The 14,299-nt window shown below is 38.5% G+C and carries 22 protein-coding genes and 4 pseudogenes; 12 read left to right on the top strand and 14 right to left on the bottom strand.

The features are described 5' to 3' along the window. Positions 1–39: 39 nt before the first annotated feature. The 6 genes from K6984_RS28380 to K6984_RS28355 all read right to left on the bottom strand — a co-directional run bounded on the left by K6984_RS28380 (position 40) and on the right by K6984_RS28355 (position 3,957). Positions 40–963, bottom strand: coding sequence for a hypothetical protein (locus K6984_RS28380; RefSeq protein ID WP_221898380.1), 924 nt, complete (start codon positions 961–963; stop codon positions 40–42). Between the two features lie 381 nt (positions 964–1,344). Beyond that, positions 1,345–1,941 (bottom strand): hypothetical protein, encoded by a 597-nt coding sequence (locus K6984_RS28375; protein WP_221898379.1) that lies wholly within the window; start codon positions 1,939–1,941, stop codon positions 1,345–1,347. Continuing rightward, positions 1,928–2,581 carry a ParA family protein gene (locus K6984_RS28370; RefSeq protein ID WP_221898378.1) on the bottom strand — a complete coding sequence of 218 codons (654 nt, stop codon included), beginning with the start codon at positions 2,579–2,581 and terminating at the stop codon, positions 1,928–1,930. The genes K6984_RS28375 and K6984_RS28370 overlap by 14 nt, the downstream gene beginning before the upstream one ends. A gap of 118 nt (positions 2,582–2,699) precedes the next feature. Continuing rightward, positions 2,700–3,497, bottom strand: coding sequence for a replication initiator protein A (locus K6984_RS28365; protein ID WP_230988341.1), 798 nt, complete (start codon positions 3,495–3,497; stop codon positions 2,700–2,702). Between the two features lie 25 nt (positions 3,498–3,522). Next, positions 3,523–3,669: a hypothetical protein gene (locus K6984_RS28360; RefSeq protein WP_221898376.1), complete on the bottom strand. Its 147-nt coding sequence runs from the start codon at positions 3,667–3,669 to the stop codon at positions 3,523–3,525. Between the two features lie 27 nt (positions 3,670–3,696). Further along, positions 3,697–3,957, bottom strand: a complete 261-nt coding sequence (locus K6984_RS28355; RefSeq protein WP_221898375.1) for a hypothetical protein — start codon at positions 3,955–3,957, stop codon at positions 3,697–3,699. Positions 3,958–3,969: 12 nt separating this feature from the next. Between K6984_RS28355 and K6984_RS28350 the strand changes: the two genes are divergently transcribed. From K6984_RS28350 to K6984_RS28340, 3 genes are all read left to right on the top strand, one after another. Beyond that, entirely contained in the window at positions 3,970–4,137 is a 168-nt protein-coding gene (locus K6984_RS28350) for a hypothetical protein (RefSeq protein ID WP_221898374.1), read from the top strand. Positions 4,138–4,525: 388 nt separating this feature from the next. Then, a complete protein-coding gene (locus K6984_RS28345) occupies positions 4,526–4,717 on the top strand; it encodes a hypothetical protein (RefSeq protein ID WP_221898373.1) in 192 nt (63 codons plus the stop codon). A 473-nt stretch (positions 4,718–5,190) separates the two neighbouring features. Further along, the gene (locus tag K6984_RS28340) at positions 5,191–5,340 is read left to right on the top strand and encodes a hypothetical protein (protein ID WP_221898372.1); all 150 of its coding nucleotides are present in this window, start codon (positions 5,191–5,193) and stop codon (positions 5,338–5,340) included. Positions 5,341–5,512: 172 nt separating this feature from the next. Here K6984_RS28340 and K6984_RS28335 read toward each other — a convergent pair whose 3' ends face one another. Next, positions 5,513–6,736, bottom strand: coding sequence for a replication initiation protein (locus K6984_RS28335; protein WP_221898371.1), 1,224 nt, complete (start codon positions 6,734–6,736; stop codon positions 5,513–5,515). Positions 6,737–7,341: 605 nt separating this feature from the next. Next, on the bottom strand, positions 7,342–7,476 hold the full coding sequence (locus tag K6984_RS28330) for an H-NS family nucleoid-associated regulatory protein (RefSeq protein ID WP_221898381.1): 135 nt from the start codon (positions 7,474–7,476) through the stop codon (positions 7,342–7,344). Between the two features lie 30 nt (positions 7,477–7,506). On the opposite strand from K6984_RS28330, the pseudogene K6984_RS28325 reads away from it, so the two are divergent. Beyond that, a pseudogene (locus tag K6984_RS28325) lies at positions 7,507–7,683 on the top strand (IS6 family transposase); the annotation flags it as partial. Here K6984_RS28325 and K6984_RS28320 read toward each other — a convergent pair. Next, positions 7,658–7,924 (bottom strand): hypothetical protein, encoded by a 267-nt coding sequence (locus tag K6984_RS28320; RefSeq protein WP_221898370.1) that lies wholly within the window; start codon positions 7,922–7,924, stop codon positions 7,658–7,660. The pseudogene K6984_RS28325 and the gene K6984_RS28320 overlap by 26 nt on opposite strands. 12 nt (positions 7,925–7,936) lie before the next feature. On the opposite strand from K6984_RS28320, the gene K6984_RS28315 reads away from it, so the two are divergent. Further along, positions 7,937–8,152, top strand: a complete 216-nt coding sequence (locus tag K6984_RS28315; RefSeq protein WP_221898369.1) for a hypothetical protein — start codon at positions 7,937–7,939, stop codon at positions 8,150–8,152. A 79-nt stretch (positions 8,153–8,231) separates the two neighbouring features. Here K6984_RS28315 and K6984_RS28310 read toward each other — a convergent pair. Then, positions 8,232–8,504, bottom strand: a pseudogene (locus K6984_RS28310) (DDE-type integrase/transposase/recombinase); the annotation flags it as partial. A gap of 158 nt (positions 8,505–8,662) precedes the next feature. On the opposite strand from K6984_RS28310, the gene K6984_RS28305 reads away from it, so the two are divergent. From K6984_RS28305 to K6984_RS31865, 3 genes are all read left to right on the top strand, one after another. Beyond that, positions 8,663–10,156 (top strand): Fic family protein, encoded by a 1,494-nt coding sequence (locus K6984_RS28305; RefSeq protein WP_338024576.1) that lies wholly within the window; start codon positions 8,663–8,665, stop codon positions 10,154–10,156. Positions 10,157–10,426: 270 nt separating this feature from the next. After that, positions 10,427–11,134: a 2OG-Fe(II) oxygenase gene (locus K6984_RS31870; RefSeq protein ID WP_230988340.1), complete on the top strand. Its 708-nt coding sequence runs from the start codon at positions 10,427–10,429 to the stop codon at positions 11,132–11,134. 50 nt (positions 11,135–11,184) lie between these two features. Continuing rightward, on the top strand, positions 11,185–11,712 hold the full coding sequence (locus K6984_RS31865; RefSeq protein WP_230988339.1) for a hypothetical protein: 528 nt from the start codon (positions 11,185–11,187) through the stop codon (positions 11,710–11,712). Positions 11,713–11,726: 14 nt separating this feature from the next. Here K6984_RS31865 and K6984_RS28295 read toward each other — a convergent pair whose 3' ends face one another. Continuing rightward, a complete protein-coding gene (locus K6984_RS28295) occupies positions 11,727–11,900 on the bottom strand; it encodes a hypothetical protein (protein WP_221898367.1) in 174 nt (57 codons plus the stop codon). Positions 11,901–11,912: 12 nt separating this feature from the next. Here K6984_RS28295 and K6984_RS28290 point away from each other — a divergent pair, with 12 nt between their 5' ends. After that, the gene (locus K6984_RS28290) at positions 11,913–12,074 is read left to right on the top strand and encodes a hypothetical protein (RefSeq protein WP_221898366.1); all 162 of its coding nucleotides are present in this window, start codon (positions 11,913–11,915) and stop codon (positions 12,072–12,074) included. 250 nt (positions 12,075–12,324) lie between these two features. On the opposite strand, the gene K6984_RS28285 is transcribed toward K6984_RS28290, so the two are convergent. Next, positions 12,325–12,492 carry a hypothetical protein gene (locus K6984_RS28285; protein WP_221898365.1) on the bottom strand — a complete coding sequence of 56 codons (168 nt, stop codon included), beginning with the start codon at positions 12,490–12,492 and terminating at the stop codon, positions 12,325–12,327. A gap of 32 nt (positions 12,493–12,524) precedes the next feature. Here K6984_RS28285 and K6984_RS28280 point away from each other — a divergent pair, with 32 nt between their 5' ends. Both K6984_RS28280 and K6984_RS28275 read left to right on the top strand, forming a co-directional pair. Then, positions 12,525–12,725 carry a hypothetical protein gene (locus tag K6984_RS28280; RefSeq protein WP_221898364.1) on the top strand — a complete coding sequence of 67 codons (201 nt, stop codon included), beginning with the start codon at positions 12,525–12,527 and terminating at the stop codon, positions 12,723–12,725. Further along, positions 12,722–13,054, top strand: a complete 333-nt coding sequence (locus tag K6984_RS28275) for a hypothetical protein (protein WP_221898363.1) — start codon at positions 12,722–12,724, stop codon at positions 13,052–13,054. The genes K6984_RS28280 and K6984_RS28275 overlap by 4 nt, the downstream gene beginning before the upstream one ends. 256 nt (positions 13,055–13,310) lie before the next feature. Here the strand turns inward: K6984_RS28275 and K6984_RS35335 are convergent, their stop codons facing one another. Beyond that, complete coding sequence (locus tag K6984_RS35335; protein ID WP_263458885.1) at positions 13,311–13,439, bottom strand: hypothetical protein; 129 nt, start codon at positions 13,437–13,439, stop codon at positions 13,311–13,313. On the opposite strand from K6984_RS35335, the pseudogene K6984_RS28270 reads away from it, so the two are divergent. Next, positions 13,417–13,662, top strand: a pseudogene (locus K6984_RS28270) (IS6 family transposase); the annotation flags it as partial. The gene K6984_RS35335 and the pseudogene K6984_RS28270 sit on opposite strands and share 23 nt — an antisense overlap. Before the next feature lie 54 nt (positions 13,663–13,716). On the opposite strand, the pseudogene K6984_RS28265 reads toward K6984_RS28270, so the two are convergent. Next, positions 13,717–14,055, bottom strand: a pseudogene (locus tag K6984_RS28265) (DDE-type integrase/transposase/recombinase); the annotation flags it as partial. Between the last annotated feature and the right edge of the window lie 244 nt (positions 14,056–14,299).

The raw sequence follows: 14,299 nt of genomic DNA, 5'->3' as shown, positions 1-14,299 counted from the left end.
GTTATGCCTGAAGACCAGGAGGACTGCGCTTTTTGATAATTATTGCGACAGAACCGTTTTAGTGACCTTTGGCGAGACGTTCAAGGCATCAGCTAAACTCTCAAACGAGTACAATGGTCCGCCAATAAAAGCATGTACCACTTTGTATTTTGCGCCATCAATATTCCCCAGTTTGCTAATCCCTTCTTTTGTAATGTATTCATACTCAGCTTTGCGATCCGGAAAAGATGCAATTGATGCGGCATAAACATTTTCCCTCTTATTGAAAAGTTCCAGGATTTCTTCTTTTTTTGCTAGAACAGGTTCTCTAAGAATGCGAATAGATCCAGGAATTCTTAAAACTCGACTGGGGTCCAGAGAGCATGATGAGTCAATAGTGCAAATATCCGTTGTAAGCTTCGTAGCAAGTAAGTTAATGATAGCTTGCGTAAGCAGCTTCCATCGGATCACTTCGTTCTTATACGCATCGAGTTTAGCGTCATAAATCCAATAAAAATGAATTCCGCCAAATCCACTTAAAACATACCCTGTCGGCGCTCGGATAACTTTTTTAAAAAGCATAGACGCGTCTTGATCAGACAATTTTTTATGTCCAACTGTATCTATATCAATCCAATTAGCTGTCAATTTTGCTAATTGAGAAGAATTTCGCCAATAAAAAAACTCAGAGGGACTAAAAAAAACATCATTTGAGCTCGTATTACTTTTTACATCAATAAGAGTTGATTTGTATTTTTCACTCTTCTTTAAAGGTGTCTTAGATTTACTTGCATCACCAATGAAATGCCATTTGTTTGTCTCTAGAGATTTTGGCGTGTAGAGCCAGCGACAATGCTCTTCTTCTCCGATGCTTAATAAATCAAGAAATTGCTTTGGAGAATTGCATTTTTTATATGATGGATAATCAAAATAACAATTTTCTGCTGAAGTATCGTTATTAGCTTGTATTTTTAGGGCTTGCATACGTAAAAACCAACCAGGTATTTGCGCAGCATTTTTCTAAAGACGAAATTTCATTTAAACCAAAGTAGGTTAAATGATTCAAATTAAATATATTCTATGTGTATTATTAAGCTATAAGAACAACAGTTTAGCTGCGCAGACGATGACCGGTTACTCTGAAAAGTCAAAAAGCTGCTGGTTAAAGCGACTTTTTTTGTCTTCTTAATCAGTTTACCATAATAAAATAAAAACACAGTTATACATTAAAATTAATTATAAATATCAATTACTTGAACTTACATTATCTATGTGCCGTATGTCTGTATATTCGAGTTTTTGTCTAGCTACACAAGAAGCAAAAGAGTAATATTAAGACTATCCCCCTTTATTCATCTCCTCTCCCTATTGAGCCTCTTTAATTTCATTAATCAATTCTTTTAAAATACTAATCTTTTCTTTATTATCAAAACCTACAATCAATGAAGTTATTTTTTTCTTCACACCATTCCTAACACCTGCATCGGATTTTACTTTACCACTATAGCTGTTAGATTCCGATTTTTTGAACATATTTCGCACATCAGCTACACTAATTTTTTTTCCGACAACTTTACTGTAAATATCTATAGCCTTAGATGCATTTTTTGGCGCTGATATTTCATAAGCCACGGATAAACTAATTCCATCCATCGGGCGATCTGCATCAAAAAAAACAGCTAAATTAATTAGCCTTGTACGAGTATGCGATGCTATGTCCGACAATATTGTCGTAGATATATATTCTCCAAATTTTCTATCGTCATTTCCAAATCTAGTTCTTAACTCGGATAAAATACGACCTTGAAATAATGCGGCTTGCTGACTAATAGAAACAAATTGGTCAACTAATTGATCATTACTTAACTCAGTTAAATTATTTAAACTTGTACCTACATCAACGTTATTAATAAATTGTTGTTTTAATGCCTCAACATCCTTGCTTCTCTTAATGGCCACCAACTATCCCCTTGTAAAGTAAATTAATTTCTTCTTTAGCCTTCGCTGCTGAATCACTCAAATTCCCAGTTTCTACAACTGATAATCCTTCACTCATATTGTCCCTATATATTTTACGATCAGATATCACTACGTCTAAAAGAGGAATAGAAGGGAAGTCTAAAAAGAATTCCGTAGCTTCCTTTATCTCTTTAACTTGAGAGTTCGTTGATGCCATAGTTAATAACCCAAAAACTTTCACATTAGGATTGATTTTTTTTGATTGATTGATTATTCGACTAACCACAGGAATCGTATTTAAATCAGTTTGAGAAGGCCTTACTGGAATGATAATAATATCAGCTACTAGCATAGCACTCCTCATTTCTATTGAGTCTTTACCTGGCGTATCAACAACAATATACTCATAACGATCTTTAAGGTCATCTAAAGTATCATCAATATCATCATATCTCTGGACGCAGTTAACTCTTGGTCTTTTAGGGTGATTTTCTTTTCTTTCTATACACCACTCGGTCGCTGATGGCTGCCTATCAGCATCTAAAAGCAACACATCAGAATCAATAGCTAATTTTGCTGCAAGATTTGTCGCAATGGTAGTTTTTCCAGCACCACCTTTCTGTGATGCAATAAGGATGATCATAAAAACTCCACTAAGTTTTCTTTAATTTCACGGGATATAAAATAACTTCCATACTCATTATTCCGATTAATACACCAATCAGCTATTTCTGAAATCACACTATTTAACATGCTTTTAATCACTTTAATGCATCCTTAAGCCCTTTAATCCTAGCCGCAGTCTGCTTATAACTCTCGCCCGGCCTTGCCTGCTTCTCAATTTCTTTTTTAGCTACATGCTTGGGCAATTTATACGGCTCTGTAGTTTCTTTCGGTGGTGATTTACGAGTAAACATAACGACATCACCTTCCATTGATATGTTGTATTCGGGCAGGTGGTTCGTTTCGATAATTTTTTTAATATTGAAGCGCAACGTTCTTGTTGGAGATGTAATGCCTAATTTACCTTTGAGATTTTCCAGCTTAATTTTCCAAACAACCTGATTACCACAGTGTTTACGAGCAAGCTCATATAACCGTCGCTCTGTTGGTTTCCTAAGCTCAAAATAGCCTTTATCAATACTAAGAACAGCATTGCCCATAATGGAACTAAAAAACCAATCTGATAACTTAACTTCAACAGCAGCCATTTTCCCTTTGTTATCCTCTTTAATTACTCCCCACTCATCAATCAAAGAGAATTCTCTAGTTATTTCTGTGCCATTTGTTTTGATATTAGTTTCAATAACCGTACCTTTTAATCTTCTTAGCCCATCTTTTAATTGCTGATACTGAACCCCACTGGTTTTTTTATTTGTTGATATCATGTAATCATAAGCAACAAACCTAACAACCTGGTGTATCTTCTCACCATTGTTCTTAGCATTCATTAAACTGGAGGCTAAATAAAGTAAAATATCTTTATCATGGATTGTCGCTAACCCCGTATAACTAGGTTTTATTTTGATTGTAGAGTCATTGTTTTTATAAACAAGCATTCTAAAATCTGGTTTAGTGGACAAGCTAAATACCGGATGCTCCATACTTGCGCTGAAAATCAGGGAAACGTAGCCTAAGCGAAGTGATGATTTTTAGTCCGCGATAGCCGTAGGGCCGTTGTTTTGTCGGAGTCTGAGCGTTAGCGAAGGTGGAGACAAAATAAAAGGCCATTCGACACGGCGTCAAGTCATTTGGAGCCTATGTTCCGACCCCTTGTTGGGTCGGGACGAGGTGACGAGGACGAATCGGGGCCGCCGGAGGCATAAGTGGTCGCGTTAAGTTTTTGCTGCTTGCTTGGGCTGGGATGCCCAAAACAAGCTTTCGCAAAAATAGCGACTCCCCGCAGGCGCGCCATGCTACCTCACGAAATTCCGGGACTCCTGTCGCCGTAATTCGTTCACCTACGCAGCGAATAGGAGATGCTCCAGCCGCCCTGCGTCCGCCACAGACTGAGCACAAAGCAGCTCAGTCATGGCTACCACAAATGGCTCTACGGCTATTCGGGATAAAATTTTAGCCTCCCTCGCGCGCTATCGCGCACTTCGGATTGGCAAATTTCCCTGCGCCTTCTGGAGACTATCAGCCCTTCCGGGGCTGACAGCGTATGAAACGAATGAAAAGACTATTTTTTTCATATAGTTGTAGCATAGTTTCAATTTTACCATAAATAATTAGTAACTACTCAGCGTAATTTAAACTCATAACAGATTGATTTAAAACAATAATTAATGTATCTCTCTGAATTTTAGTCCAATTTTCACCCCTTTTTAAAGGTGAAAATGACTAAAGTCAGGTTAAATTAAAATATATCCATTTGATTTTAAAGTTAAAAAACACGCTGAGTAGTTACAATAATTATTGGGAAACTTCAGGTTTTTAATACTTTAAACCAGCTAAGGTAGATTCTATTCAAAATGGGTTAATGATTCGGGTTTGTTTGGAGCATAGGAAACTAGCTGAAAGCGCATAGTGTTTGTTCTTTTGTAACTACTCAGCTCCGCTGAGTAGTTACAAAGATAGTTAATATATGTTACACTCGATGTTTTATTTTGTCTCCACCTTCGCTAACGCTCAGACTCCGACAAAACAACGGCCCTACGGCTATCGCGGACTAAAAATCATCACTTCGCTTAGGCTCCGTTTCCCTGATTTTCAGCGAAAGTTGCTGACCTCGATACACAACAAGGGACTTTTGCTGAATGGCATAGGATACGATTAGATAATGCTCATGGCTCTGTAGGCTCAGTTGAAATATTTAGTCAAGTAAAAGATGCTTTAAAACAAGCTGACAATTATGATCTCCTTATTATTGATGGTGCAGCAAGAGCCAGCTCTGCCACACTTGATATTGCAAAAGTCGCTGATTTAGTCATTCTTCCAACCTGTGCAAGTAGGGATGATCTCACTCCAGCAATTAAACTGGCTTATGAACTTCAAAAAAAGGGGATAGACCCTAAAAATATTGCTTTTGCATTAACAAGAGTCACAACACCGGCTGAAATTAAAGATGCAAAAGAATATATCGAAGAATCTGGTTTTCAAGTATTAGAGGGGGCTTTACTTGAAAAACCAGCCTATAGACAAGCTCAAAATGATGGGCTAACGATTACAGAAACTCGATATAAAAGCCTCAATGAAAAAGCGGATGAAATGATCACATCAATTATTAATTTATTACTAAAGGATTAACATATGGCTGATTTTGGAAAGATTAAAAAAAGTGGTAGTAAAAATCGATTTGGTTCAGGCATTCTACCTAGTGATTCAAGTACAACACTTGAAGCTCCAGAACATGCCCCCAACAAGGAAGAAAAAAAGGAGAGTAGCGGAAAAAAAAGCTAGAAATAAAACAGGTAGAACTATTCCATTTAGTACCCGTGTTAGTGAAGAGTTTGATAAAGATTTTAGACAGGTTGCCTTTACAATGAAACTAAAAAAAAGTTGATTTATTAGAAGAATGTTTGAAAATTTATAAAAAAAATAAAGACTTATAAAAAGATAAAAAGCATTCTTTTTATCTTTTTATCTTTTTAAAAATAAATTCATAGTAATTTATTTTTAAAATAGGTTTTCTTAAATCTATTTTTCCACCTTGTAAATGCTCTCCAATAAAGGGAGTATTTTTATTCAATTCAATAAATTCTTGATTAAAAGACCTTAAAATATCTTTGTCTAAAGATTGGATGAACTCTTTAATTTCTTTTCGTTTCTCTTCTTTTTGTTGACTCACTTCTTTTGATTTTTGTGTATCTTTCTTTCTTTTTTCTGCTTCTCTTTGTCTTTTTTCTTTTTGTTTTAGTTGTTCTATTTTTTTAAATTCTTGAGTTGAATCTTTCCAGTCTTTTTCTATTGATTTAATCAAAAAACCTGATGGATTTTTAATATTTAATTGCTCTTTTGTGATCTTTATTTTCTCAGATATATATTTATATCCATACTCTTGTATTAAAGTAATTGCCTTAAGTTCTTCAATTTTATATTCTTTGAGTTTTTGATATTCTTTACTGTTTTTTATATCATCAACACCATCAGAGACAAAAAATGTTGCTTGTTTATTTTCAACAACATCAAATCCAATATGAGTAATTTTTCTGCCTTTTTTTTTAGTCTTTAATGTGATATGAATATTGCTAAGTTTATTAATTTCTTTAATTGCTGGAACTAATACTGATATTTTAAATATCTTAAAGGCATCGTATGCTTTAGTTGTAGCTCCTAATAGCTTTCTCCATTCCTCCACTGAAGAAAACCCTGTAGAACCTACGCCTACAAATTTTAAACAATTCTCCCAAAGATATAACCCATAAGCAGTATTAAATACTTTTTGTTGTGAAATGCTAATTCTTTGATAAATAACAGGATTATATAGTATTTTTTTTAATTGTGGACTATAGTCATAAATTATATCTCCTCCCTTTATTGTCACTCCTCCTAACATTTGTACTTTACTTTTACTAAGAGAATCAAAAGAAACACCTTTAGCTTTAGAGTACCCTCCAACATCCCATTCTACAAATGTAGATTGAAGCTTATCCATTGCAACCACAAGTGCATCTGTATCATTACTATTAAACCCAATAGATTCAGCTAATGTTTTTTTAGAGATAGTAAATACATCCTCTGTTAATAAGGTTTCATAAGCATTAATTAAGAGTACATTCCATGCTTTACGAGGTAATAAACCCACAGGATTTGAAACTCTAATTGCTCCAACTTGTTTTTTTAACTCTTTATCCATTAAATTAACAGTTCACATTTAATATAAATTAAATAAGTAATTTAACATAAAGTTTATCTAAAGGTTAATAAATGTCAAACTTTTTTTAACCTTTGGTGCGGTTAATCCATCGTTTTTCTCTCCCGTAAACATTAACCTTTCCCGTAAACATTAACCTTTACTCCCGTAAACATTAACCTTTACTCCCGTAAACATTAACCTTTACTCCCGTAAACATTAACCTTTACTCCCGTAAACATTAACCTTTCCAGCCCGTAGCCAGCATCAGTAGTAGCTTTAAAAGTCTTAAACAGTCTTTAAACAGTTATTAAACACTCTACAACATGTTTAAAGCCCACGTGTTTCGTGTTGTTGTTTTTCTTAAAAATTAAAACAGAACTGATTGAATGTAAAAAAATATGCCCATTAAGCACACATAAAAAGCTAGCTATTGAATTTTTTATGGAAAATGGTATGAATGTACCATTAAAATATTTTTGAGCAACAGAGGGTGTTTTTGGATGGTATTTGTAAAAATATTCAAAAATACTAAAAATCTACTTTTTTCAATCAAATTTTGAAGAAATAATCATGTAAATTTCCAGTGTTTTCTCAAAATAACGTTTTTACACAATTTCAATATCAACTAATAATTTTCCACTAGCAAGATATGTACCAATCCATTTAGGTTTTCGTCCTCTTCCTGACCATGTTAAGGTTCTGTCGCATAAATCCCCCTTCCCGACGTTATCTGCTATCATAATTCTCAATTTCAATAAAAGATGGATCACATGCTCAGCTTCAAAGGCACTCACTTTCCAAAAGATGTCATTCTTTATGCTGTTTTCTTTTATGTCAGGTATGGAGTTTCGTATCGCGACCTTGAAGAAATTATGGAAGAAAGAGGTGTTGAAGTGGATCATGCTACGCTCAATCGTTGGGTTATCCGTTATTCTCCTGCCATCGCTGAAAATCCTGGAAACGGAGCTTTAGCGAAGTGAAGATTTTTAGTCCGCGATAGCCGTAGGGCCGTTGTTTTGTCGGAGTCTGAGCGTTAGCGAAGGTGGAGACAAAATAAAAGGCCATCCGACACCAGGCGCGCCATGCTACCTCACGAAATTCCGGGACTCCTGTCGCCGTAATTCGTTCACCTACGCAGCGAATAGGAGATGCTCCAGCCGCCCTGCGTCCGCCACAGACTGAGCACAAAGCAGCTCAGTCATGGCTACCACAAATGGCTCTACGGCTATTCGGGATAAAATTTTAGCCTCCCTCGCGCGCTATCGCGCACTTCGGATTGGCAAATTTCCCTGCGCCTTCTGGAGACTATCAGCCCGTCCGGGGCTGACAGCGGTTGACAAAACCCCAAAAGGGTGGACGAAGACGGACAACTATAAAGCCCTCGCTGAAAATCAGGGAAAGCATTACTACGGGTAGTAAAGTTGATATTGCAGCAGGTATATGGTTCTGTCGCAATAATCATCAAAAGCGCAGATCTCCTGGTCTTCAGGCATAACTATCCTGCTAAAGCCATAAACTGCTTATAAGCAGGAATATTTTCCTCAGACAATTGTCCCTTTCGGATCATATGTGCCGTTTCAATTCCATCAATGGTTGCTTGAGCGGAGTGAAACGCTTTAAAGCCCATCATCGGTTTTGTTATTTTTTTGATAAAGCGGTGATCCTGTTCGATGATGTTATTCAAATATTTAACCTGTAATATGTCGAGCATAGTGGCAAGCATGAAATCAAGCGTATCCCCGCGACTATCAACAGCTCGGTATAAATAGGGGTTCTGTACCGATAAGTACAAGGAAGCACCTAATTTGTATCTATTTTTATCAGTAATACCTATAATTAAATCAATTTATTATAAATATATCTTTTTATAACTATATTTCTTATATAATCATCATTATATAAGCTTACCTTATGGAAATAAGTCTTTTGAAAATTCGCCCAGCAGGTTATGCCTACTTATTGAAAAAATGGGAAGTTTCAGCGATAGCGCATTGGCACTCATCCTTTGTTTCGGAAAAAGGTATGCATCGTTCAAATATCAAGAACGGCGCTATTGAGGATATTTACCCCCTGAAATATTGGCCCGGCGAAACAGTAGGGGGTCATCTTGAGTTTGCATTGAAATATGATGGCGTCAGCCTGAGCCTTTTACAGCGCATTTTCGAGCGTGTGCCGCAAGCTGAATTAATAGACTATATAAAATCAAAACCAACCGGAAAGTATGCCCGAAGAATCTGGTTTTTTTATGAATTTCTGACAGGTCAACAGCTACCCCTCGAAAATAGTACAACAGGTAATTATGTCGAGGCACTTGAGCCAAAGACCTATTACACAATCAGCAGGGGGCATAAATCTCAACGCCACCGTGTGGTAAATAATCTTCTGGGCACCAAATCATTCTGTCCGATCATCCGGAAAACAGATAAACTCATACAAATGGATTACGCTGATTTACGTACCCGCTGTGAGGATATCGTAACGGCCTACTCACCAGAATTACTAGGTCGCGCGCTCAGCTATCTGTACCACAAGGAAACCAAGTCTTCTTTTGCAATCGAACACATTAAGCCCAATGCTTCTCGTGCTGAAAAATTTATCACCTCTTTAGCTCTGGCTGAAAAAGAGGACTTTTGCACTAAGGATTTATTGATTGAATTGCAAAACCGGATTGTTGATACAAGATTTCAAGACAGCGATTACCGTCATCTTCAAAATTATGTAGGTCAAACCGTTGCTTACCAAAAAGAAGTCATTCATTTTATCAGCCCAAAACCAGAAGACTTATCGGATCTGATGGAAGGTTTAATCGTCGCCCATAATCGCATGAAAGACAACGTTATATCCCCCGTTATTCATGCAGCAGCGATAGCGTATGGGTTTGTTTTCCTGCATCCATTCGAAGATGGAAATGGCCGCATCCATCGATTTCTGATCCACAATATTCTTGCACTTCAGGGCATGGTGCCACCTGGACTCATGTTTCCTGTTTCAGCGGTTATGCAGAAGCATCCCGCAGACTACGACGCCTCTCTGGAAGCCTTTTCTCGTCCGCTACTATCGCAAGTGGAATACACACTGAATGAAATGGGAGAAATGATCGTAGAAAACGATACCGCCGGCTGGTATCAATACATGGATATGACTACTCAAGCGGAAGCTTTGTATGACTTTGTCAGCAAAACCATTGAGGAAGAATTAGTTGAAGAGCTAAGCTTCCTTGCACACTATGATAAAACCAAGAAAGGAATTCAAACTATCATTGATATGCCAGATCGCCTAATTGATCTATTTATTCAACTTTGCCTGCAAAATAACGGGCATTTGTCCGCTAGAAAAAAAACGGTTCACTTTGAATTCCTAACAGATGACGAGCTTTCGGCTATGGAGCAAGCTCTCAGTAGTGGGTATGACTTAGAATAGGAAAATATCACTTGTTCGATGCAATGTTAGTGACTGGAGTAGAGGGTATTGATTCAATAAGAAATAGTTACAAATGAGCGTACAATTTATTGAAATAAAGGACAGCCTGAATAGAAGGTAATTCCGGTAACAAAACACATAAAAACTGGTTCTACTTTTCACTGCAAGTAAGATACATCCTACGTCAGTATGACTGATTATTTTAATAAAGCGTTGCTCATTCTGCCCTTAGGATCCACCTTACACTGTCGTAATCCACTATAAAATTATATGCTTACAAAACAACTGGCTAATCTTTTACAAAACCTTCAATCTCCTGGTGATTTTTATTCCAAAGGAACGATTGAGATATTTCCACCTTGCTTAGAAGTGAATAAGGTTGGCAGAGTTTCTTTGCCTCTTTTACCTGCACAAGCGGAACAACTTATCAACGTTGCTGATCAAGCCCCGTATGGTAAAGGATATGAAACGCTTATTGATACTGAAGTGCGTAAAACCTGGCAAATTGATGCCTCTAAAGTAAGTTTAAGTGGTAAATATTGGCAAAAAAATATAACCGATATAGTCAGTCAGGTTACTTCAGAGGTAGGGGTTAGTGGCGAAGTGTCCGCAGAATTGTATAAGCTTTTAGTCTACGATAAAGGCAATTTTTTTTTGCCTCATCGCGATACCGAAAAAGCAGAAGGCATGTTCGCAACACTGATTATTGTGCTTCCGTCTGTTTATAGTGGTGGTGAGTTAGTGATCCGCCACCAGCAAAATGAAGTGAAACTCGACCTTTGTTGCCAAGAATCTACCGAAATTGTTTTCGCGGCTTTTTATGCTGATTGCGTTCATGAAGTATTGCCGATAACAGATGGCTGCAGGTTAACCTTAGTTTATAATTTGATCCGCACTATCAGAGACAACAACTTAAAGCAGCTGCACAGGCTTTATTTTTATCTTTGCCTGGAGACATTGCCCGCTTCCCTGAACTAAAACCTTGGGAACATACTAGGAAAATTCTAACGGCGAGTATCATCGCAGATATGCTGGTTAGTTTTAGTTTAATTGATACAGATTTAGCCGAAAAAACACTCGACTATATGCTGGCTTGGCCAACGATGTATGACATAGATAGCATCCTGTTACCTGCATCTTTAAAAATACAAGCAATAATAACAGATAATGAATTATCCGCTATCGTTCGCTTACGACACATTATCATTGCTCATTTACAAAAGCGACTTGCTAAAAATCTAACCCCTCCGGCTGATTGGCGCAGAGACGGTTCAATCACGTGCTCCTGTAAAGATTGTTCTGAGTTAAGCCAATTTCTTAATGACCCAGAGCAAAAGCAATGGGCTTTTAAAGCAGCAGAAGCCAGACGCAAGCATATTCAGCAGTCTATTAAAGGTAATCAGTGTGATCTTGATTTTATGACCGAGAAAAAAAGCCGACCTTATAGTTTAGTTTGTACCAAAAACCAAGCGAGTTATGAACGCCGTGTAGACTTATATAAAAGTGATGAAAAAGTCCTTGCTTGCTTGATAAAGCATAACGAGTGGCAATTGTAATCAGGGCTTCCCGCCTAAGCCGGGACAAAAAATCTTACGTGAAATAGCCCAAGCCATTTTAGGAACAAAAAGCAGGCGCGCCATGCTACCTCACGAAATTCCGGGACTCCTGTCGCCGTAATTCGTTCACCTACGCAGCGAATAGGAGATGCTCCAGCCGCCCTGCGTCCGCCACAGACTGAGCACAAAGCAGCTCAGTCATGGCTACCACAAATGGCTCTACGGCTATTCGGGATAAAATTTTAGCCTCCCTCGCGCGCTATCGCGCACTTCGGATTGGCAAATTTCCCTGCGCCTTCTGGAGACTATCAGCACGTCCGGGGCTGACAGCGAAGGCGCAAGCGATACCCTGCATAATGTGATTATCGGATTTGCAACACTTTGTATTGTTCCTGTTCAACCGTCTGTTTTTGATCTTGAGGCAATACCAAGCACCGCTAATATGATTAAAAACCTTGATAAGCCTTTTACGTTTCTTGTAAAATCAGCTGCCCCACGGCAGCCTAAGCGAAGTGATGATAGTCCGCGATAGCCGTAGGGCCGTATTTTGTCGGAGTCTGAGCGTTAGCGAAGGTGGAGACAAAATAAAAGGCCATCCGACACGGCGTCAAGTCATTTGGAGCCTATGTTCCGAGCCCCTTGTTGGGTCGGGACGAGGTGACGAGGACGAATCGGGGCCGCCGGAGGCATAAGTGGTCGCGTTAAGTTTTTGCTGCTGCTGGGCTGGGATGCAAAACAAGCTTTACGCGACAGGAGTCCCGGAATTTCGTGAGGTAGCATGGCGCGCCTGAGTAGGTAATGAATTTGAAAAGTTGCGCTTAGGGCTTGCTGCTCATGGGCTTGTTTGTCCTTATTCGACCGTAGAACGCAAGGTATATCGCCACGCTGCTAGGCTTGGTCTTGGGGTTGGAGAATATGACGAAAAGGACAAAGCCGCCGAGGAAGTAAAAAATATTTATGATTGGCTGGTAAAAACAGAGGAAAAACAAAATAGTTTAAAGGTGGCATCATGAGCAGTAAAACATCAAAGAAAAATGCAAGTATGGACGCATTATTGAATGCAGCGGCAGAACCTGAAAAAGAAATCGCGCAGAATAAACCAGTGATAGAACCAGTTAAGAGAGGGAAGGGCAGACCCAAAAAAGCAGAAGGAAACCGTCAACAGTTGCCGACATATTTACCAGAGCCGCTATATTTCGAAATGCTGGACTATGTGAACCTGAAAAAGCGCAGCGATAGGCAATACTCATTAAATGATTTAGTCCTTGAAGGGCTGGATTTGTGGCTTGCATCTATTGGAAAACCGAGTATTGCAGAGCTTATAAAAGAAAATAAATATTGATTTTTCAATATCATAAAATCATTATTCTATAATACTTTTATATTGGTTCGATAAATTTCAATAAAAGGTGGATCACATGCTCAGCTTCAAAGGCACTCACTTTCAAACGCTGAAAATCAGGGAAACGGAGCCTAAGCGAAGTGATGATTTTTAGTCCGCGATAGCCGTAGGGCCGTTATTTTGTCGGAGTCTGAGCGTTAGCGAAGGTGGAGACAAAATAAAAGGCCATCCGACACGGCGTCAAGTCATTTGGAGCCTATGTTCCGACCCCTTGTTGGGTCGGGACGAGGTGACGAGGACGAATCGGGGCCGCCGGAGGCATAAATGGTCGCGTTAAGTTTTTGCTGCTTGCTTGGGCTGGGATGCCCAAAACAAGCTTTCGCAAAAATAGCGACTCCCCGAAAGATGTCATTCTTTATGCTGTTTTCTTTTATGTCCGGTATGGCGTTTCGTATCGCGACCTTGAATAAATTATGAAAGAAAGAGGTGTTGAAGTGGATCATGCTACGCTCAATCGTTGGATTATCCGTTATTCTCTTGCCATTGCTGTAAAAGCTAAATCTCAGAAACGAGAAACCAATAAATCGTGGCGCATGGATGAAACGTATAGGTTCTGTCGCAATAATTATCAAAAGCACAGACCTCCTGGTCTTCAGGCATAACTATCCTGCTAAAGCCATAAACTGCTTATAAGCAGGAATATTTTCCTCAGACAATTGTCCCTTTCGGATCATATGTGCTGTTTCAATTCCATCAATGGTTGCTTGAGCGGAGTGAAACGCTTTAAAGCCCATCATTGGCTTTGTTATTTTTTTGATAAATCGATGATCCTGTTCGATGATGTTATTCAAATATTTAACCTGTAATATGTCGATCATAGTGGCAAACCCAGCAAGGATTAACAAGAGGTTAATATTGGCTAATCCTGCATAGTTAGCGCCACTTTTATCCATAACGACCTTATCAGGAAAGCCATTATTGTTAATCGTTTGTTTGAAAAATAAAGAATGACATCTTTTGGAAAGTGAGTGCCTTTGAAGCTGAGCATGTGATCCACCTTTTATTGAAATTTAGAATTATGATAGCAGATAGCGTTGGGAAGGGGGATTTATGCGACAGAACCCGCGAGGGAGGCAAAGAATTGCATTCCGAATAGCCGTCAAGCCATGTGTGGGAGCCTTAACGGAGCAGGGTTTTGTTGCGTAGTTGAGGAGGACACGGGGCGGAACATGTCACAAAATCTAT

It is taken from the genome of Bathymodiolus japonicus methanotrophic gill symbiont (genome assembly GCF_019721995.1).
Lineage (GTDB): Bacteria > Pseudomonadota > Gammaproteobacteria > Methylococcales > Methylomonadaceae > Methyloprofundus.
This window is presented reverse-complemented; position numbering and strand designations above follow the sequence as displayed.

Bases quoted from the DNA above. Each gene is read 5' to 3' on its own strand.
- K6984_RS28380 (WP_221898380.1), bottom strand. From the start codon at position 963: ATGCAAGCCCTAAAAATACAAGCTAATAACGATACTTCAGCAGAAAAT.
- K6984_RS28370 (WP_221898378.1), bottom strand. From the start codon at position 2,581: ATGATCATCCTTATTGCATCACAGAAAGGTGGTGCTGGAAAAACTACC.
- K6984_RS28365 (WP_230988341.1), bottom strand. From the start codon at position 3,497: ATGCTTGTTTATAAAAACAATGACTCTACAATCAAAATAAAACCTAGT.
- K6984_RS28360 (WP_221898376.1), bottom strand. From the start codon at position 3,669: ATGGCCTTTTATTTTGTCTCCACCTTCGCTAACGCTCAGACTCCGACA.
- K6984_RS28350 (WP_221898374.1), top strand. From the start codon at position 3,970: ATGGCTACCACAAATGGCTCTACGGCTATTCGGGATAAAATTTTAGCC.
- K6984_RS28345 (WP_221898373.1), top strand. From the start codon at position 4,526: ATGTTACACTCGATGTTTTATTTTGTCTCCACCTTCGCTAACGCTCAG.
- K6984_RS28340 (WP_221898372.1), top strand. From the start codon at position 5,191: ATGGCTGATTTTGGAAAGATTAAAAAAAGTGGTAGTAAAAATCGATTT.
- K6984_RS28335 (WP_221898371.1), bottom strand. From the start codon at position 6,736: ATGGATAAAGAGTTAAAAAAACAAGTTGGAGCAATTAGAGTTTCAAAT.
- K6984_RS28330 (WP_221898381.1), bottom strand. From the start codon at position 7,476: ATGATAGCAGATAACGTCGGGAAGGGGGATTTATGCGACAGAACCTTA.
- K6984_RS28315 (WP_221898369.1), top strand. From the start codon at position 7,937: ATGGCTACCACAAATGGCTCTACGGCTATTCGGGATAAAATTTTAGCC.
- K6984_RS31870 (WP_230988340.1), top strand. From the start codon at position 10,427: ATGCTTACAAAACAACTGGCTAATCTTTTACAAAACCTTCAATCTCCT.
- K6984_RS31865 (WP_230988339.1), top strand. From the start codon at position 11,185: ATGCTGGTTAGTTTTAGTTTAATTGATACAGATTTAGCCGAAAAAACA.
- K6984_RS28290 (WP_221898366.1), top strand. From the start codon at position 11,913: ATGGCTACCACAAATGGCTCTACGGCTATTCGGGATAAAATTTTAGCC.
- K6984_RS28285 (WP_221898365.1), bottom strand. From the start codon at position 12,492: ATGCTACCTCACGAAATTCCGGGACTCCTGTCGCGTAAAGCTTGTTTT.
- K6984_RS28275 (WP_221898363.1), top strand. From the start codon at position 12,722: ATGAGCAGTAAAACATCAAAGAAAAATGCAAGTATGGACGCATTATTG.